A 15,987-nucleotide genomic window follows, 5' to 3' on the forward strand; every position below is an offset into this window, starting at 1 on the left:
GACCAGCACTCACGAAGAACGCCCGCACCTGCGGGCAGGTGCGGGCGTTCTCGGGGCCGGCTCAGAGGTTCTTCTGGATCAGCTCGACGTACCGGTCGATCATGTGGTCGCGGATCCCGTCGGCGGCGGGCGCGAACGCGTCGCCGGTGAACCCCTTGACCTTGTCGGTCAATCCGGCGGTGAAGGTGATCTTCTCGTGCAGCTTCCCGCCTTTGTCGAAGTACCGGACGTCCTCGACGTGGTGGAACACCGGCTCCGGCGGGAGCTGCGGGACGACGTCGTTGTTGTTGACGAACCGGAACACCCGCTCGGCGAGCGCCTGGTTGTACGGAGTGGCCAGCACGCGGTCGCAGGTGCGCGGCTGCCCGAAGGTGTAGACGCCGTCCGGGAGCAGCTGCGGGTCTTCGAAGAAGATCCGCGCGGAGGCGAGCATGGCCAGCGCGCCACCCAGGCTGTGCCCGGTGAACCACAGGCTCTGGTCGTTGTCCCGGATTCGCTGGACCGCGTCCCGCACCTGCGGGTAGATCGAGTCCAGCGCGCGGCTGAAGCCCAGGTGCACGAGCCCCTTGCCGGCGGGACCGGGGGCGGCCAGCGTGTTGGTGTCGGTCAGCCAGTCCTTGATCTTCTTGGGCTCGGTGCCCCGGAAGGCGACGACGACCATTTGGTCGCTGCCCGCCACGAAGGCCTGCGTGTCCTCGATGGGGAACGACCCGTCGAGCTCGGCGTGGAAGTACTCGCACCGGTCGAAGCCCCACTCCCGCGTGGTCTCCCGGATCGTCGCCTCGTCGTCGTAGGCGAGCTTCGCCGCCTTGGCCAGCCAGTACGCGTGCTGCAGCCGGTAGCCGGTCACCGCGTGGTCGAATTCGAGCACCGTCATCGTTGGCCTCCATGAGAAGTCGCAGTTCTCGCCGGGTCGGCGCCGGGGCGCCAAGCGCGACTATGGCAAGGGATGGCGGCGCTCATGTGCCTGGTCACTGGAAGGGATGGCCCCTGTGGCCCGGTTCAGCGACACGTCCGGAAAAGCCCGAAAGTACGACGCATTCGCGGGCCCGGGCTTGCACTCAACCTGGGTTGAGCCAGCATGCTGCCCTCCGCTGCCCGAAGGTGTGCCGGCGGCATCGGTTCTTCCAGCAGGAGAAGGGAAAACATGCACGCGCAGTCCTCGCCGCCGAAGGTCGCCGCGCCCGCTGTGGTGCTCGCGCTGGCCTGCGCCGGCTCGTTCGTGGTCGTCCTCGACGCCACGATCGTGTCCGTCGCGCTGCCCGCCATTCGCGCGGAACTGGCGTTCGGTCCGGCCGCGCTGTCCTGGGTGGTCAACGCCTACACGCTGGTCTTCGCCGGATTCCTGCTGCTCGGCGGGCGGTTGGCGGATCTCTTTGGGCAGCGCGCGATGTTCGTGCTGGGCATGGTCCTGTTCACGGCCGCCCGGCTGGCGGGCGGGCTGGCCGGGTCGGCCGAGCAGCTGCTCGTCGCGCGGGCGGCGCAGGGCCTCGGCGGGGCGCTGCTGATGCCGGTGACGCTGTCCCTGCTGACCACGACCTTCACCGAGCCCGGCAGGCGGGCCCGCGCGCTGGGCACCTGGAGCGCCGTGGGCGCGGTCGGGGCCGCGTCCGGCCCGGTCATCGGCGGCGTGCTGACGCAGTGGGCCGGGTGGCGCTGGGTGTTCTTCGTCAGCGTCCCTGTCGGCGTGCTGGCCGTCGCGGCCGCCGTCGCGGTGCTGCCGGGCCGGGCGGCCGCCGGAGCCCGGGCCCGGCTCGACGTGATCGGCGCTGTGCTGGCGACGGCGGGCTTGGGCGCGCTGCTGTACGCGGTGATGCAGCCCTCCGTCCAGGATGCCCTGCCGCCGCTGTTCGGCGGCCTCGCACTGCTCGGGATTTTCCTGCTGCACCAGGCGAAGTGGGCGGCGGATCCGTTGCTGCCGCTGGAGGTGTTCCGGCTGCGTTCGGTCAGCAGCGGGAACCTGGTGATGTTCTTGCTGGGCCTGGGGTTCTTCGCCAGTCCCGTGCTGCTGTCGCTGTACTTGCAGGACGTGCACGGCTATTCGCCGCTGCAAGCAGGCCTCGCCTACCTGCCGATCGGATTCGCGATGTTCTGCGGCGCGCAGACCGCCGGAGCACTATCGGTGCGGCTGGGCGAACGCCACGCGGCCGTGCTGTGCTGCCTGCTCGGCGGCGCCGGTTTCGCCGGGGTGGCAGCGCAGATCGGCGTGCAAGCCTCGTACCTCTCGTCGGTGCTGCTGCCGGGATTCCTGCTGGGGTTCGGGACCGCCGCCGCGTTCACCCCGATCACCATCTCCGCCACCGGCGGCGTGCCGCCCCGCCACAACGGCCTCGCGGCCGGGCTCCTCAACACCGTCCGGCAGACCAGCGGCGCGATCGGGCTGGCGGCGCTGACCGCGCTGACGGCCGCCATCGCGTGGGAACCGGGTGCGGAAGCGCTCGCGCACGGCTACGCGGTCGCGTTCACCGCTTCCGCCGCATGCCTGGCGGTCGCGGCGGGCGTCGCGGCGCTGGCCATGCCGCGCCGCTGATCACGGCAGGTCGACGGCGGCGCGGAAGCGCGGGCACCGGTCGGGGCCGGACTCGTGCCGGCAGCCGAGCAAGTGGTTCAGGTACGCCCGCGCCGCTTCCAGCGCCGCCTGCTGCCGCTCGATCTCCGCGATCCGGGCGGGAACGGTGTCCTGCCAACCGGATTCCGCGTCGAGCATGGCCGCGATCTCGTCGATGCTCATCAGCCCGGTCGTGCGCCACAGCTTGATCAGCGCGATCCGGTAGAGCTGGTCGGCGTCGTAGCAGCGCTGCCCGCCCCGCCGCTGCGGGCTGATCAGGCCGCGCCGTTCCCAGTAGTGCAAGGTCGAGATCGCCAGCTCGAAGTGGTCTGCGACCACCCGGATCGGGGTCAGGGAGCTCACTGCGCTGATTCTATCCGGCACCGAACGGCATCCGCCCCTGGTCGGTTCGCAGTTTCAATTGAAACTGCGAACAGCACCGTCCACTTCAGACGGTGACTAGAACGGGGCTTCCCGGTCGAGCAGCTCCTTGAGCGCGTCGTCGATGAACGCGGTGTCCACCGGGTTGAGGCCGCCGCCGGCGAAGTGCCCCCAGGCACCGGGGATGACCCGCAGCTCCGCCCCGGGGATGCGGGCCTGCTCCCACTCGTTGTCCTCCGGCGGGAAGTACAGGTCCTGCTCGCCGGGCATGATGATCGTCATCGCCCGGATGCCCGCGAGCGCATCCTCGACACCGGCGTATCCGGGGGTGCCGCCGAGGTCCGCGTGCTGCCAGGTCCACAACATGGTCAGCAGGTTGTTCGCGTCCCGCTTGAGGAACAGGCCTTCCCAGAACCCGACCAGGAAGTCCTCCAGCGAGCCGTAGCCCAGCGGCTCCCGCGAGTAGATCTGCTCGCGGTAGAACTGCTGGCAGAAACCCCATCCCGCGTAGACCCGGGCCATCGCCCGCAGCCCGGTCACCGGCTGCTCCCGGTACCAGCCGTGGTGCCACTGCGCGTCCGCGGTGAGCGCGGCCTTGACGCCTTCGAGGAAGACGAAGTTGTGCAGGCTGGTCTTCGCCGAGCCGCAGAACGGCAGGATGCGCCGCACCATCTCCGGGTAGCTCAGCGCCCACTGGTAGGTCTGGCCGGCGCCCATGGACCACCCGGTGACCAGCTCCAGCCGTTCGATGCCGAACCGCTCGGTCACCAGGCGGTGCTGGAGGCGGACGTTGTCGTGCATCGTCACCTCCGGGAACCGCGCCCGGTCGTGCGGTTCCGGGGTGTTGCTGGGCGACGACGACAGGCCGTTGCCCAGCATGTTCGGGATGATCACGAAGTACCGCGAGGGGTCGAGGGCCATGCCTTCGCCGATGAGCCATTCGTTGTCGTAGTGCTGCCCCGAGTACCAGGTCGGGTAGACGATCGCGTTGTCCTTGGCGGCGTTGAGCTCGCCGTAGGTCTTGTACGCCAGCTTCGCGTCGCGCAGCGTGGCCCCGCGCTGCAGCCGGACGTCGCCGAGGTCGAACACTTCGTAGTCCATCGCGGCCTCCTCGTCACCCAGGGTGGTCCCCGCCGGGCGGTTCGAGCGGGCACGGAGGTCGTCCGGCGGGCTGCCCACCAATGTAGGTCCGCTCGCCGGAGGCGCCCGGCCGCGCACGATCCGCGACCTCCGTGCGTCCCCCAGAAGGGCGGCAGCGGCCGACGCGCCATCCGACCTGCCACGCGGCCGCGCGAACTTCGCGAAGGATGCCGGTTCGTGACCGGAATCGACGAAGCCCTGCAGCTCTACCCGGAGCTGGCGGTCCTGCTCGGGCTGTCCCTGTGGACCTTCTGGAGCCTGAGCGGCGCGGCCGGGCGCCGGGAGTGGCTGTTCGGGGTGCTGAACTGGCCGGAGCACAGCGACGCGCTGTGGATCGCCGATCGCCACGAGGCCCTCGCGGTCCGGCTGCTCGTCGACTCGCCGGACCGGCGCGGTGGGGTCGTCTGGCGGCATTCGGGCACCTTGGCCGCCACCGTCGAGGCCCTGCGCAGCCTCCCCGCGCCCGGCGAACCCGGCGCTCCGCACCGGGTCATCCAGTCCGGGCCGTTCTGGCCGTCGCTCGACCTCCGCTGACCCCGCGCCGCAGTCATCGGACCCGCGGCCGCGCGGAGTCGAACGCCTGCCTGGCCCGGTCACGACGTTCCAGGTCGGCGAAGAACCGGACCATGCCGGCCTGCCCGCGCAGGCTGGCGGCCAGCTCGCGCCGGTCGCACTCCTCGGTCGGCCGGCCCGCGAGGACGTCCCGGGTGGCCCGGTCCAGCTCGTCCGCCAGCCGCTCCAGCAGGGCGGCCCGTTCGGCGTGGTCGTGGGTGGTAGCGCAGCGCCGCAGCAGATCCCGCATGGGCAATGCGGTGGTCCGCGGATACATCGAGAAGGGCACGTCCGCAGCTGTCATGCGCTCTCTCCCTGATGTTCGGTGTAAGGCCGAGTACTACCGCATCCACCATGCCCGGGCAGCGCGCCCGCAGCCCGCCACCGGTGCTCCGGAGGCACCCGCAGAACGCATTCCCCCAGCGTGCCAAGGTCCAGCCACCCGACCGAGCGGACTTTGCCCAACGGCGCACGACGAACTCGGATCCCGGTCGGGACCTCTCCCGGGACCGCCGTGCGGGGGTTGCGCAGATCCAGCCGCGAGTGCCGGCGGATCCGAGGAGCGGGCATGTCACGAATCACCGGGAAACGGCGTCCGGACCGGAAGCGCGCGGAAGACGTGCTTCGGCACGGCATTGAAGGGCGCTCCGGGTACCGACATGATCGGCGTGCTCCAACTCGGCGCGGCCAAGCAGAAGGTCGACGACGCGAAGAACGCCCTGAACGCCGCCGCCGACCGGCACGGGTTCGCGAGCTGCGGCAGCGCCATCGACTGGCGGTACTGACCCCGGCCGATCGCGCGCGCCCTGGGGGTGCGTGCGATCGGAGGTCGATCACGATGCGGAACGAGCGGTGAATTACGGGGAAATTGGCCGGTAAGTGAGGCCGGACGCCTCCGCGGGCTCACTACGTTGACGATCTCGGTTCGTTGCCTGTGCCTGCGGAGGCGGTCGTGGACGGATTTCCCTGGGAACTGGCGCTCGCCATCGTCGGTGCGCTGGTCCCCATCATCGCCTTCCTGTGGGAATTCGCGTTCGTCGGCCGCAAGCGGCTCGGCTACCGGGTGCAGATGGACACCACGCCCACCGATGTCAACGCCCTCTACGCGGGCGCGTGGCGGCGGCTGGAGCGGGCCGACGGCGGGCGGTTGGTCGACCCGTCGTTCGTCCTGCTGCGCATCGAGAACACCGGCACCACCAACATCGCCGAGGGCGACTACGGCTTCCCCGAGGACACCTCCGTGGGCATCCGCGTCAGGTTCCCCGGCCGCCGGGTCGCCGGCGTCGTCGTCACCGAGCTCAGCGACCCGTCGCTGGCGACGTACTTCGACGCCAAGGCGCCGGGGCTGGGCATGTCGGACGTCGAGGAGGCCGACCGGACGGTCGGGCTCGTCGAGCTGCCCAAGGTCAAGCTGAACAGCTCCGCGCACTACAAGGTCCTGGTCGTCCTGGAACGCGCGGGGGACGACGGCGGCGGGATCCCGGATCCCGAGGTCGTCGGCACCATCAGCGGCGGCGTGGGCAGCGGGAAGGTGCACGAGACCAAGAGCCAGACCGGAACGCCCCGCTGGGTCGTGGCGCTGGTGTGCTTCCTGCTGATGGTCAGCCTCGTCGAGCCGTTCATCATCGACCTCACCAAGAATGAGGCCCGCCTGGACTGCGCCGCCGGGGACCTCACCATCACGGGCTCGACGGCCTTCGAACCCGTGCTGCGGGAGGCCGCCGCCGAGTACGCGAAGTCCTGCCCGGGGGCCAACTTCAAGTGGGAGATGCGCAGCAGCGCCCAGGGCCTCGAGCTGCTCAACAGCACGCGATCGCCCGAGGTGCTGGCGTTCTCCGACGGCCCCAAGGGCGACCGGCTGCCGGAGCTGTTGCCGCAGCCCGTGGCGTTCCTGCTGTTCACGATCGTCATCAACCCGGACGCCGGCGTCCAGGACCTCAAGCCGGCGCAGATCCGGGACGTCTTCAGCGGCCGGGTCGCCAACTGGCGGGACGTGGGCGGCAACGACGTGCCGGTGCGCATCGTCGACCGGGAAGCCCTGTCGGGCACCCGCGCCACCCTGGAGGAGCGGCTCCTCGGCGGGGATGTGGAGCCCGGCGAGAACTCCGACGACTGCGTGGAGCCCAGGAACGAGAGCCTGCGCGGCAGCGTCCTCCGCTGCCGTCGCACCGAGACCCGCAGCCTGCTGGACACCGTGGCCGACACCCCCGGAGCCATCGGCTACAGCGAGCTCCGGGCCGCCGAGAACCGCCGAGCGGAGCTGCGCGAGGTCCGCATCGACGGCCACGAAGCCAGCCTGGAAGCGGCCGACCACGGCGCCTATCCGTTCTGGCAGACGGAGTACGCCTACACCTTCGGCGAACCCGCGCCGACCTCCCTGGCCGCCAGCTTCCGGCGCTACCTGACGAACCAGGTGGGCAGCGACATCATCCGCTCCTACGGCAACCGCCCGTGCGTGGAACTGGCGAACCCGGTGCTGTGCCGCCCCGAGTGACCCACCCCGTCAGCCCGCCGGTGACGGGATTCGTCCAGCGGCACGTGCTCGTCCAAGGCTCCCGGGTTCGATTCCGCCCGCGCACCAGGAGGATTCTCATCGTCGACGCCCCGGTCGGAGCGTCGCGCGATTCGGCGAGCCCTCGCCGGTCTTGGTACGCCGATGCCGCCGATCGGGCGTTTTTCGCGTGGATTCGCAACCATTTGGCGACCCCCGGAAACGAAGTGTGAAATGCGTTAAGAATTAATGAAGTCGCTTCGCGGAGGTGTGCCCCCGGGGCAGCTCATCGCGGAATTCCGCTCCGGGACCGAGCGGATCCGCGATTTCCACAGGCGGCGAAATTCACGCTTCCCATTGCGATTTCGCGCTCATATGAGCAATTGCGGCGGACGGCGGACCACCTCTTGCGCCGTTCGCTTCCGATCCACTGTGGACTCCTAGGTGGACCATCACACCGATGCCGCATTGCGTTCGCGCTCAAGAGATTGTCCAGGACTTCACCGAACCGCCCTGCCCGGCATCCGACGTGGGAATACCGGGCGGGCGATCCGCACGACCCGAACTCGGAACACGTCTCCCGACTACTACTGAACGGCCCACCTCATCACCCCCCGGATGGCCGATCAGCCGCACCCCGGAAACCACACCTCCCACCGAAACCGGGAAGGCCACGGCGTTTTCTCGCATATCGACCTTCGTGGTTTTCCGCACAGTTTCGTGGTTTCCTGGCGGAACAGCGCTATGAGTTGATGGGCGAACGGGCATGCTAGGGGAGCAGATGCCGAATAGCGATTACTGGGGCGGATCATCGAGGCGCGTCGCGGAGCACACCGCTGACGTTGAGCAGTTCCACGCACCGCCCTGCCTGCTGACCGGACGGCGGCGTGCCCGGCCGGGCGCAGCGCACGGTCGCGGTGACGTCCTCGTCGGCCGGGATCTCGATCGGCGTCACCCAGTGGTAGTCCTGGTTCCGGAAGGTCTCCAGCGCGATCGTGGTGATCGTCCGGTCGCCGAAGCGGATGGTGAGCAGGCCCTCGTCGCCCTGGTAGTTGGCCAGCACGAGGTCGGTCACGAAGAAGACCTTGCCCTCCGGGACCTGTGCGGAACGCGAGAGGTTGGCGCCGGGGTTGGTGACCACCTCGATGGTCATCGAATGCTGCCCGCCGTTGCCGAGCGGAACTCCCGGAACGTCCGGCGGCGGAGGCGGGGGCGGCGGTTGCTGCCCGGTATCCGGGGGCTTGGGCGGTTCGGCGGGTGGCGGCGGCACGAGTTCGCCGTTCTGCGCCATCTGCTTCGCCTCCTCCCTGGCGGCCTCCCGCGCCGCGCTCCGCAGCGCCGGGCCCACCATGAAGAGCCAGGCCAGCAACAGGGCCAGCAGCAACGCCAGCAGGGTGAGCAGCCATCGCGGCAGCAGCGGGAGCTGGACCAGCTCGCCGTCCAGCTCCTCCGGCTGCGGCGGCTCCCCCTCCAGCACCTCCGCCTCGGTGGCGGCCGTGATCAGGAATCGGTGGCTGGTCGGCTTGCCGAACCAGATGAGTCTGCTCGACCGCGCGCGCAGCCGGACCTCGGTCCGCTCACCGGGTTCGAGCGCGGGGCGTTCCGACTCGAACCGGAAGTTCAGCTGCTCGGCCGGATCGGTCGCCGACAGCGGTATCGCCGCGGCCGTGTTGCCCCGGTTGTGCAGTTCCACCTCGTACCGGCCGGTCCGCCAGGCGCGGCGTCGCTGCGGGACGAGCGCGGCCTTGAGCCGGTGGAACGGGGTGATGATCACCGTCGTCTCGGGCACGGTGACCAGGTCGGGCCGCTCCACGGGCACCACCCGCACGGCCAGCGGCACCTCGCCGGCCCGCACCTCCGGCGACCGGGGCGGGCGCAGGTGCAGGGTCACCACGTCCTGGGTTCCCGGGTAGAGCGACAGCCGCGTCGGTTCCACCGTCGTCCAGGCGGCGCATTCGCCGACCACCTCGAACTCGTACGCCTCGACGATCTCGGTGTCGTTGCGCACGGTGAGGGTCGTGGTCGCCTCCCCGCCCGGATTCACCACCACCGTGGCGCTTTCGAGTTCGGCAAAAGGGCTCACCTGAGAAAAGCTAGGCGGCCCGAGCGGTTTCGAGCAGGGCGGCGAGGGCAGTGCGGGGGCAAGGCGGCTGCCCGCGGCAACGGCGCCGCGCTGCCCTCGCGAACGGCGGTCCAGCGCCGCAGGCCTGATCCGGCACCACCGGAGTTCGCCCGGCGGCGGGCATCGAGCAGGTCTCACCGAGAACACGCAGCGACAGGACCCGGTTCTAGGGAGAGGACACGATGACGAGAGTCCCGGTGGCGGTCTACGCAGGGGATCCCATTCTGGAGTTCGGTGTCACCCAGCAGTTGCGCCCGCGCCCCGAGGTGGAAGTGCTGAAACCGAGCGAAGAAGCCCGGGCCGAGGTGTCGCTGGTCGTGATCGACCGGCTGGACGACGCGGCCGGGCAGCTGCTCCGCCGGCTGCAGCGGACGTCGTCGGTGCGCACCGGCCTCATCGTCAGCGAGTTCGAGCAGGACTCGCTGCAAACCACCATCGAATGCGGGGTGGCGGCCGTCCTGCGCCGCCGCGAAGCGGACCAGGACCGCATGGTCGGGCTGATCACGGCGCTGGTCCGCGGCGAGGGCATGCTGCCCGGCGACATGCTCGGCCGCCTGCTCGACCACGTCGGGAAGCTCCAGCGCAGCGCCGCCGCCGCGGTGCGGCCGATCCTGTCGACGCTGAACACGCGCGAGGTGGAGGTTCTCCGCCTGATCGCCGACGGCTTAGACACCAGGGAGATCGCCGTCAAGATGTCCTACTCCGAGCGCACCGTGAAGAACATCCTCCAGGAGGTCACCACGCGCCTGCAGTTGCGCAACCGGGCGCACGCCGTCGGTTACGTCATGCGGCACGGCCTGATCTGACCCGCCGCACCCCCGGGCGTTGCCCGAAAGTGCCAGAGCCCTGCCCGCTCGCCTGCCTGTCGGGATCTGGGGGCAGGGCCGGGTGCCGGGACAGGATGCGGGGGGTATCGGTCGCCTGCGGTGGAGGTCAACCGTGATCGGCAACGTGCCAGGATTCCGGCGCGGCTCGACCCGTTTCGGGATCGCCCTGGTCGGCGTCGTGCTGCTGCTGGACGGGCTGATCAGCGTTCCGACCACCGCGGCGCAGGCGCCGCCCCGGCCGGCCGCCGAGCAGCCGCCGGCCCGCATCGCCTATTCGGGCACCGAGCACCGCAGCCTGGGCGTCACGACCACCGGGCTGCCCGGGCAGACCTCGACGCAGCCGCTGCTGGCCGAATCCCCGCAGCACTTCGACCGGGACGTGTCCTCGCGCGACGGGCTGCTGGTGTTCACCAGCCTGCGCGACGAGTCCAAGCCGCAGGTGTACCTGCGGGGCGCCGATGGCGAGGTGCGGCGGCTCACCCGGGGCCGCGATGCCGCGAATCCGCAGCTCTCGCCGGATCTGCAGTGGGTGGCGTTCGACTCGGCCGAGACGTCGGGGCAGAGGACGCAGCGCGACATCTGGCTGGTGCGCGTCGACGGCACCGATGCTCATCGGCTCGCCGAGACCGCCGACAACGACACGCATCCCACCTTCTCGCCGGACGGCTCCCGCATCGCCTACGCCTGCGATGCCGGCGGCCGGTGGCAGATCTTCGACCAGGCCTCCGGCGGGGGTTCCCTGCGGCGGCTGACCGACGAGCCGTCCGGCAGCGCGTTCCAGCCCTCGTGGAACCCGGTCGACGACGACGGGCACCGGGACCGGATCGCCTACACCTTCGACCGGGACGGCAACCTCGGCGACGCCTCCGATCAGAGCGTGCGCGTGCTCCGGGGCACCGGGACCGGCACGCCGCTGCTGCAAGACGGCTGGCAAAGCCGGGAGCCCAGCTGGCTGCCGAACGGCGACGGGTTGCTGTTCGTCAGCCCCAACCTGCAGCAGGTCGGGGGCGGCTACGCCACCGCGGCCGACGGCATCGACCGGGTCTACCGGGCCGACACCACGACGCTGCCCGCGCCCGCGCCCCGGCAGATGCTGGAGGAGGACCGGCTGGTCGACTCCCCCACCTGGCTCTCCAACGGGATCACCGGGCGCCTCGTGGTGGCCCGCACGACCGCGGAACTCCGGAACACCGCGATGCTGCAGGACATCCGGCAGGACGGATCGGATCCGCGAAGCCTGGGCGTCGACGTGCTCACCGAGGACCCCAAGGCGCTCGTCGACTCCAGGAAGCTCTTCGAACCGGACCCGGGCTTCGACCCGTGGACGCAGCGGCAGAGCTATTCCCCGGACGGCAGCAAGATCGCGGTCAGCCGGTTCGAGACCGTCGGCGGGCAGCGCGTCCAGCGGATCTGGATCGTCGGCTCCGACGGCTCCGATCCCCGGCTGCTGCCCATCGCCGACCGCAGGTCCGGCGACTGGGAGACCGACGCCGCGTGGTCGCCGGACGGCACGAAGATGGCCGTGGCCCGCAGGTCGCCCGGGGCGATGGGAGAAGGGCGCGGCCGGAGCCGGATCGTCGTCGTGAACGTCGCCACCGGCGAGGTCACCGGGCGCCTGCAGGGCGCGAACGCGGAGGAGGACGACACCCAGCCCGCGTTCTCGCCGGACGGCAAGCAGTTCGCGTTCAGCCGGGGCAGGGTCGCCGACACGGACAAGCGGAAGAACCACATCTGGATCGCCCGCGCCGAAGGCCTCGACCGGCAACGCGACCTGAGCGAGCTCGTCTGCCTGTGCGACGTGGTCGACGACAGCCCGGCGTTCTCACCGGACGGGCGCAGCATCGTGTTCAACCGCGAGCCAGACGGGCTGTACCGGATGTACCTGGCCGACGATCGCTGCGAGGTGTTGCTGCCGAAGGGGCTGTCGAGCTGCGCGGACCGGCCCGACGGCGGGGACACCGGGCCGTTCCAGCCCCGGGACGCCAGCCTGTCGCCGGGCGGCGAGCAGATCGTGCTGTCCAAGCGCCCGGTCAAGGACTTCAACCCGCCGGAGCACCTGGCGGTCCTGGACACGGCGAAGGGGCAGCTGGACCCGATCACCGGCCGGCTCCCCGGGCGGCAGAAGGAACCGACCTGGCAGGCGACCATCGACCTGGCGCTGACCGCTCCCCCGTCGTCGGCCACCGTCGAGGTCGGGTCGTCGGTGCCGGTCACCGCCACCGTGCGCAACAACGGCCCGGCCGCCGCACCGGGCACGAAGGTGATCCTCGACGTGCCGGACGGGCTGCGGCTGCAACGGCTCCGGGCGCAAGCGGGCAGCTGCGACGCCGAGCAGGCGCGATGCGATCTCGACGTGGTGCAGCCGGGGAAGTCCATCCAGGTCACCGCGGAACTCGTCGGCGTGACCGCCGGGAACCACCGGCTCCGCTGGACGGCGGGCAGCTCGATGCAGGACGCCCGCCCCGACGACAACACCGCGACGACGGTCGTGCCGGTGGTACCGGTGCCGCCGGATCCCCCGCCACCGCCGGACGCCAATCCCGCCGTGGCGGTGGGAGCACAGCCGAATCCGTCCTATGTGGGCGGTCGGACCGAGGTGACCTACACCGTGCGCAACACCGCTGACGGCACGGCGACGGGCCTGACCTTGGACATTGTGTTGCCGCCCGGCGTCCCGGTGATCAGCCTGCCGCCGGACTGCTCTGCCGTGCGGTGCGCCGTGCCGGACCTGCCTCCCGGCGGAGTCGTCACCAAGCAGGTGGTGCTGGCGCCGAACGCGGCGCTGGAGTCGGTGATCAGCGCAACGCTGCGGACCACCGGGACGGACGCCAACCCGGCCGACAACGCCGCGACCGCCCCGTACCGCGTGCTGCAGCCCCGGATCGTCGCGGTGCCGAACATCGGCGAACCCGGCTTCGTGACGTCCGTCCGGGGCATCGACTTCCCGCCGGGAGCGCCGGTGCAGCTGCTGTGGACGCCCGGCATCACCGCCGCCGCGGCGCCGACGCTGCCCGGCCCGGACGGCAGGTTCGCCGCGCAGCTGCTGATCCTGCCCAAGGACCAGACCGGGCCGCGCACCATCACCGCGTCCGGCCCGGGATTCGGCCCCGTCACGACGCAGTTCCTGGTGGTGGAGCCCACGATCGCGCCGCCGGGCCTGGTCGGGAGGAGGTGATCGGGTGATCCACGAGGTGGACGAGGGCCTGCGCCTGCTGCTGGCCGATGGAGGCGTGCCGGGCTCGGGCGTGGAGCTCGCCTTCGACCCGCCCACGACGGACTGGGCGGCGAAGCGCAACTCGCCCACGGTCAGCGTCTTCCTCTACGACATCAGGGAGGAACCGGACCTCCGGCGCGCGGGCGCGTTCGAGCAGTACGACGACGACGGGAAGACGATCGGCTGGCAGAGCCCGCCGCACTGGTTCCAGCTCTCCTACCTGGTGACGGCGTGGACGAACCGCCCGCAGGACGAGCACCGGCTGCTCTCCGACGTGCTGCGCTGCCTGGTGCGCCACGACGCGCTGGCGCCGCAGTGGCTGACCGGGACGCTGGCCGAGCTCGGGCTGACGGTGTCGTTCGAGGCCGGCGGGACGATGGCGGAGGGCCGGTCGGCCTCCGACGTGTGGTCGGCGCTCGGCGGGCAGCTCAAGCCGTCGATCAACCTGCGGGTGACGGCGCCGCTGGCCGGCGAGCGGATCCCGGCCGGGCCGCCGGTCACCGAAGGCGTTGTCCTGCACGCGGAAAGCTCGGGTGATCCGGTGAACGAGTCCGCCCGGCGGTTGCGCTACGAGGGACCGACCACGGCGGAAGGCGCCGGCTTCGCCCCGGCCCGGCCGCGCCCGGAGCCGAAGCGGCGGCGGCGGGGCACGATCTCGTGACCGGGCCGGACCTGGACTACCTCTGGGCCCGCCTCGGCCTGATCGAGCGGCGCGTCCGCGAGGTCGTGGCGACGCGGCGGGCCGCCGACCCGCAACCGGACGATCCCTACCGCGGGCTCTACGTCACCCCGGACGACGTCGACCGCATCCTCGCCTCCCCGGCGAAGTCCTGGGCCGCGACCCGCGACGACGATCCCGCGGCCGCCGAGCTCGACTCGCTCGCGGCGGCCGTGCCCGAACCCGGGCCGAGGTTGCTGCGCCTCGCCGAGGATTTCGGCCTCGCGACGCTGGATCTGGAGCTCCTGCTGGTGGCGATGGCGCCCGATGTCGACGTCCGCTTCGAACCGCTCTACGGCTACCTCAACGACGACGTGACCCGGCGGCGGCCGACCACCGGGCTGGCGCTGGAACTGTGCGGGGTGCCCGCGGCGGGCGACGGGCGGTTCCGGTTCGCCTCGGGCGCGCCGCTGGTCGTCGGTGGCCTGCTGGAGGTGCAGGAGCCGGAGCGGCCGGCGCTGTCGCGGACGCTGCGGGTTCCCGACCGCGTCGTGGCGCACCTGCTCGGCAACGACGACATCGACCCCCACATCGCGCGCCTTGCTCACTTCGCCCATGCCGATCCGCGCTCGCCCGACGTGCTGGCCAAGCGGATCGGCTCGGCGCTGGACAGCGGGATCCGGCTCGTCCACCTCACCGGGGCGGAGGGCGCGCTGCAGGTCGCGACGGACGCCCTGGCGGTCAGCGGTCGTCGCGCGCTCGTCCTGGACGCCGCGGAGCTGGCCGGTGAGCCGGAGCCGCTGCCCGTCCTGCCCGCGCTGGTGCGGGAAGCTCGGCTGCACCGCGCCGGGATCGTGTTCGGGCCGCTGGAGGCGTTGGAACGCGAGCAGGCCCGGTTGCTGCGGGCGATCGTCGCGTCGGCGGCGGGAGTTCCGCTGTTCCTGCACGGTTCCCGCAGCTGGGATCCGGCCTGGTCGCGGCAGGCTCCGGTGTCGATCCGCGTCGCGGCCCCGAAACCGGAGCAGCGGGCGCGGACCTGGCGGCAGGCCCTCGCGGCGGCCGGTGACGCCGCAGCGGTGCCCGAAAGCGCGCTCGTCGATGCCCTCACCGGCTACCGGTTGGACGCCGACCAGGCCGGCCGGGCGGCATCGGTGGCGGCTCAGCTCGCCGCGCTCGACGCCCGCCCAGTGGATCTTGAGGATCTGCGGGCGGGCGTGCGCGCCCAGAACGGCGCGGGCCTGGAACGCCTCGCCTGGCGCATCACGCCGGCGGTGCACTGGGAGGACCTGGTGCTGCCCGAGCCGACCCACCGCCACCTGGCAGAACTGGCGATGCGCGCCCGGCATCGGGACCTCGTCCTCGGCGACTGGCGGATGCGTCCCGGCGGCGGCCGCGGGCGCGGCGTGATCGCGTTGTTCGCGGGCGAATCCGGCACCGGCAAGACCATGTCGGCGGAAGTGGTCGCGGCCGATCTCGGGATGGACCTCTACGTGGTGGATCTGTCCACAGTGGTCGACAAGTACGTCGGCGAGACGGAGAAGAACCTGGAGCGGATCTTCACCGAGGCGGTCGGCGTGAACGGGGTGCTGCTGTTCGACGAGGCGGACGCCATCTTCGGCAAGCGCTCCCAGGTCAAGGACGCCCACGACCGCTACGCCAACGTCGAGTCGGCATTCCTGTTGCAGCGCATGGAAACCTTCGACGGCATCGCGATCCTGACGACGAACCTGCGGGCGAACCTGGACGAAGCGTTCACCCGCCGCCTGGACGTGATCGCCGACTTCCCGATGCCGGGCCCGGAGCAGCGCCAAGCCCTCTGGGACCGCTGCCTCGGAGACGCGATCCCCAGGGCGGAAGACCTGGACCTGGCGTTCTGCGCGGAGCGCTTCGAGCTCGCGGGAGGCTCGATCCGCTCCTGCGCCATCACGGCGGCCTACTTGGCGGCGGAAGCCGACAGGCCGGTGGGCATGGACGAGCTGATCACGGCGGTGCGCCAGGAGTATGGAAAGCTCGGGCGACTGGTGCTGGAATCGGAGTTCGGGCAGTAGGCGCTG

At 71.2% G+C, this 15,987-nt stretch carries 13 protein-coding genes; 8 read left to right on the forward strand and 5 right to left on the reverse strand.

Features of this window, described 5'->3' with window-relative positions:
* Window positions 1-61 precede the first annotated feature (61 nt).
* Window positions 62-877: a lipase family protein gene (locus E1288_RS11040; RefSeq protein WP_132483958.1), complete on the reverse strand. Its 816-nt coding sequence runs from the start codon at window positions 875-877 to the stop codon at window positions 62-64.
* A gap of 270 nt (window positions 878-1,147) precedes the next feature.
* Between E1288_RS11040 and E1288_RS11045 the strand changes: the two genes are divergently transcribed.
* Window positions 1,148-2,530 (forward strand): DHA2 family efflux MFS transporter permease subunit, encoded by a 1,383-nt coding sequence (locus tag E1288_RS11045; protein ID WP_132483960.1) that lies wholly within the window; start codon window positions 1,148-1,150, stop codon window positions 2,528-2,530.
* On the opposite strand, the gene E1288_RS11050 is transcribed toward E1288_RS11045, so the two are convergent.
* Together E1288_RS11050 and E1288_RS11055 are read right to left on the reverse strand one after the other, a co-directional pair.
* Window positions 2,531-2,911, reverse strand: a complete 381-nt coding sequence (locus E1288_RS11050) for a MerR family transcriptional regulator (protein WP_132483962.1) — start codon at window positions 2,909-2,911, stop codon at window positions 2,531-2,533.
* A gap of 96 nt (window positions 2,912-3,007) precedes the next feature.
* Window positions 3,008-4,030 (reverse strand): alpha/beta fold hydrolase, encoded by a 1,023-nt coding sequence (locus E1288_RS11055; protein WP_132483964.1) that lies wholly within the window; start codon window positions 4,028-4,030, stop codon window positions 3,008-3,010.
* Window positions 4,031-4,246: 216 nt separating this feature from the next.
* On the opposite strand from E1288_RS11055, the gene E1288_RS11060 reads away from it, so the two are divergent.
* The gene (locus E1288_RS11060) at window positions 4,247-4,603 is read left to right on the forward strand and encodes a hypothetical protein (protein ID WP_132483966.1); all 357 of its coding nucleotides are present in this window, start codon (window positions 4,247-4,249) and stop codon (window positions 4,601-4,603) included.
* Window positions 4,604-4,616: 13 nt separating this feature from the next.
* Here the strand turns inward: E1288_RS11060 and E1288_RS11065 are convergent, their stop codons facing one another.
* Window positions 4,617-4,925: a hypothetical protein gene (locus E1288_RS11065; RefSeq protein ID WP_132483968.1), complete on the reverse strand. Its 309-nt coding sequence runs from the start codon at window positions 4,923-4,925 to the stop codon at window positions 4,617-4,619.
* Between the two features lie 355 nt (window positions 4,926-5,280).
* Between E1288_RS11065 and E1288_RS49815 the strand changes: the two genes are divergently transcribed.
* Window positions 5,281-5,406, forward strand: a complete 126-nt coding sequence (locus E1288_RS49815; protein WP_268951825.1) for a hypothetical protein — start codon at window positions 5,281-5,283, stop codon at window positions 5,404-5,406.
* 167 nt (window positions 5,407-5,573) lie between these two features.
* Window positions 5,574-7,115 (forward strand): PstS family phosphate ABC transporter substrate-binding protein, encoded by a 1,542-nt coding sequence (locus tag E1288_RS11075; RefSeq protein WP_132483972.1) that lies wholly within the window; start codon window positions 5,574-5,576, stop codon window positions 7,113-7,115.
* Between the two features lie 805 nt (window positions 7,116-7,920).
* Here E1288_RS11075 and E1288_RS11080 read toward each other — a convergent pair.
* Window positions 7,921-9,195: a COG1470 family protein gene (locus tag E1288_RS11080; RefSeq protein ID WP_132483974.1), complete on the reverse strand. Its 1,275-nt coding sequence runs from the start codon at window positions 9,193-9,195 to the stop codon at window positions 7,921-7,923.
* Between the two features lie 221 nt (window positions 9,196-9,416).
* Here E1288_RS11080 and E1288_RS11085 point away from each other — a divergent pair, with 221 nt between their 5' ends.
* The 4 genes from E1288_RS11085 (at window position 9,417) to E1288_RS11100 (ending at window position 15,981) form a co-directional block, all read left to right on the forward strand.
* On the forward strand, window positions 9,417-10,040 hold the full coding sequence (locus E1288_RS11085; RefSeq protein WP_132483976.1) for a helix-turn-helix transcriptional regulator: 624 nt from the start codon (window positions 9,417-9,419) through the stop codon (window positions 10,038-10,040).
* A 133-nt stretch (window positions 10,041-10,173) separates the two neighbouring features.
* On the forward strand, window positions 10,174-13,236 hold the full coding sequence (locus E1288_RS11090) for a hypothetical protein (RefSeq protein WP_235883479.1): 3,063 nt from the start codon (window positions 10,174-10,176) through the stop codon (window positions 13,234-13,236).
* Between the two features lie 4 nt (window positions 13,237-13,240).
* Window positions 13,241-13,936, forward strand: coding sequence for a DUF4255 domain-containing protein (locus tag E1288_RS11095; protein WP_132483978.1), 696 nt, complete (start codon window positions 13,241-13,243; stop codon window positions 13,934-13,936).
* Window positions 13,933-15,981, forward strand: coding sequence for an ATP-binding protein (locus E1288_RS11100; protein WP_132483980.1), 2,049 nt, complete (start codon window positions 13,933-13,935; stop codon window positions 15,979-15,981). Before E1288_RS11095 ends, E1288_RS11100 begins: the two co-directional genes overlap by 4 nt.
* Window positions 15,982-15,987 lie beyond the last annotated feature (6 nt).

This window comes from Saccharopolyspora elongata (assembly GCF_004348985.1).
GTDB classification, from domain to species: domain Bacteria; phylum Actinomycetota; class Actinomycetes; order Mycobacteriales; family Pseudonocardiaceae; genus Saccharopolyspora; species Saccharopolyspora elongata.

Excerpts from the sequence above, each read along its gene's own strand:
- E1288_RS11040 (WP_132483958.1), bottom strand. The coding sequence starts at position 877 with ATGACGGTGCTCGAATTCGACCACGCGGTGACCGGCTACCGGCTGCAG.
- E1288_RS11045 (WP_132483960.1), top strand. The coding sequence starts at position 1,148 with ATGCACGCGCAGTCCTCGCCGCCGAAGGTCGCCGCGCCCGCTGTGGTG.
- E1288_RS11055 (WP_132483964.1), bottom strand. The coding sequence starts at position 4,030 with ATGGACTACGAAGTGTTCGACCTCGGCGACGTCCGGCTGCAGCGCGGG.
- E1288_RS11065 (WP_132483968.1), bottom strand. The coding sequence starts at position 4,925 with ATGACAGCTGCGGACGTGCCCTTCTCGATGTATCCGCGGACCACCGCA.
- E1288_RS49815 (WP_268951825.1), top strand. The coding sequence starts at position 5,281 with ATGATCGGCGTGCTCCAACTCGGCGCGGCCAAGCAGAAGGTCGACGAC.
- E1288_RS11085 (WP_132483976.1), top strand. The coding sequence starts at position 9,417 with ATGACGAGAGTCCCGGTGGCGGTCTACGCAGGGGATCCCATTCTGGAG.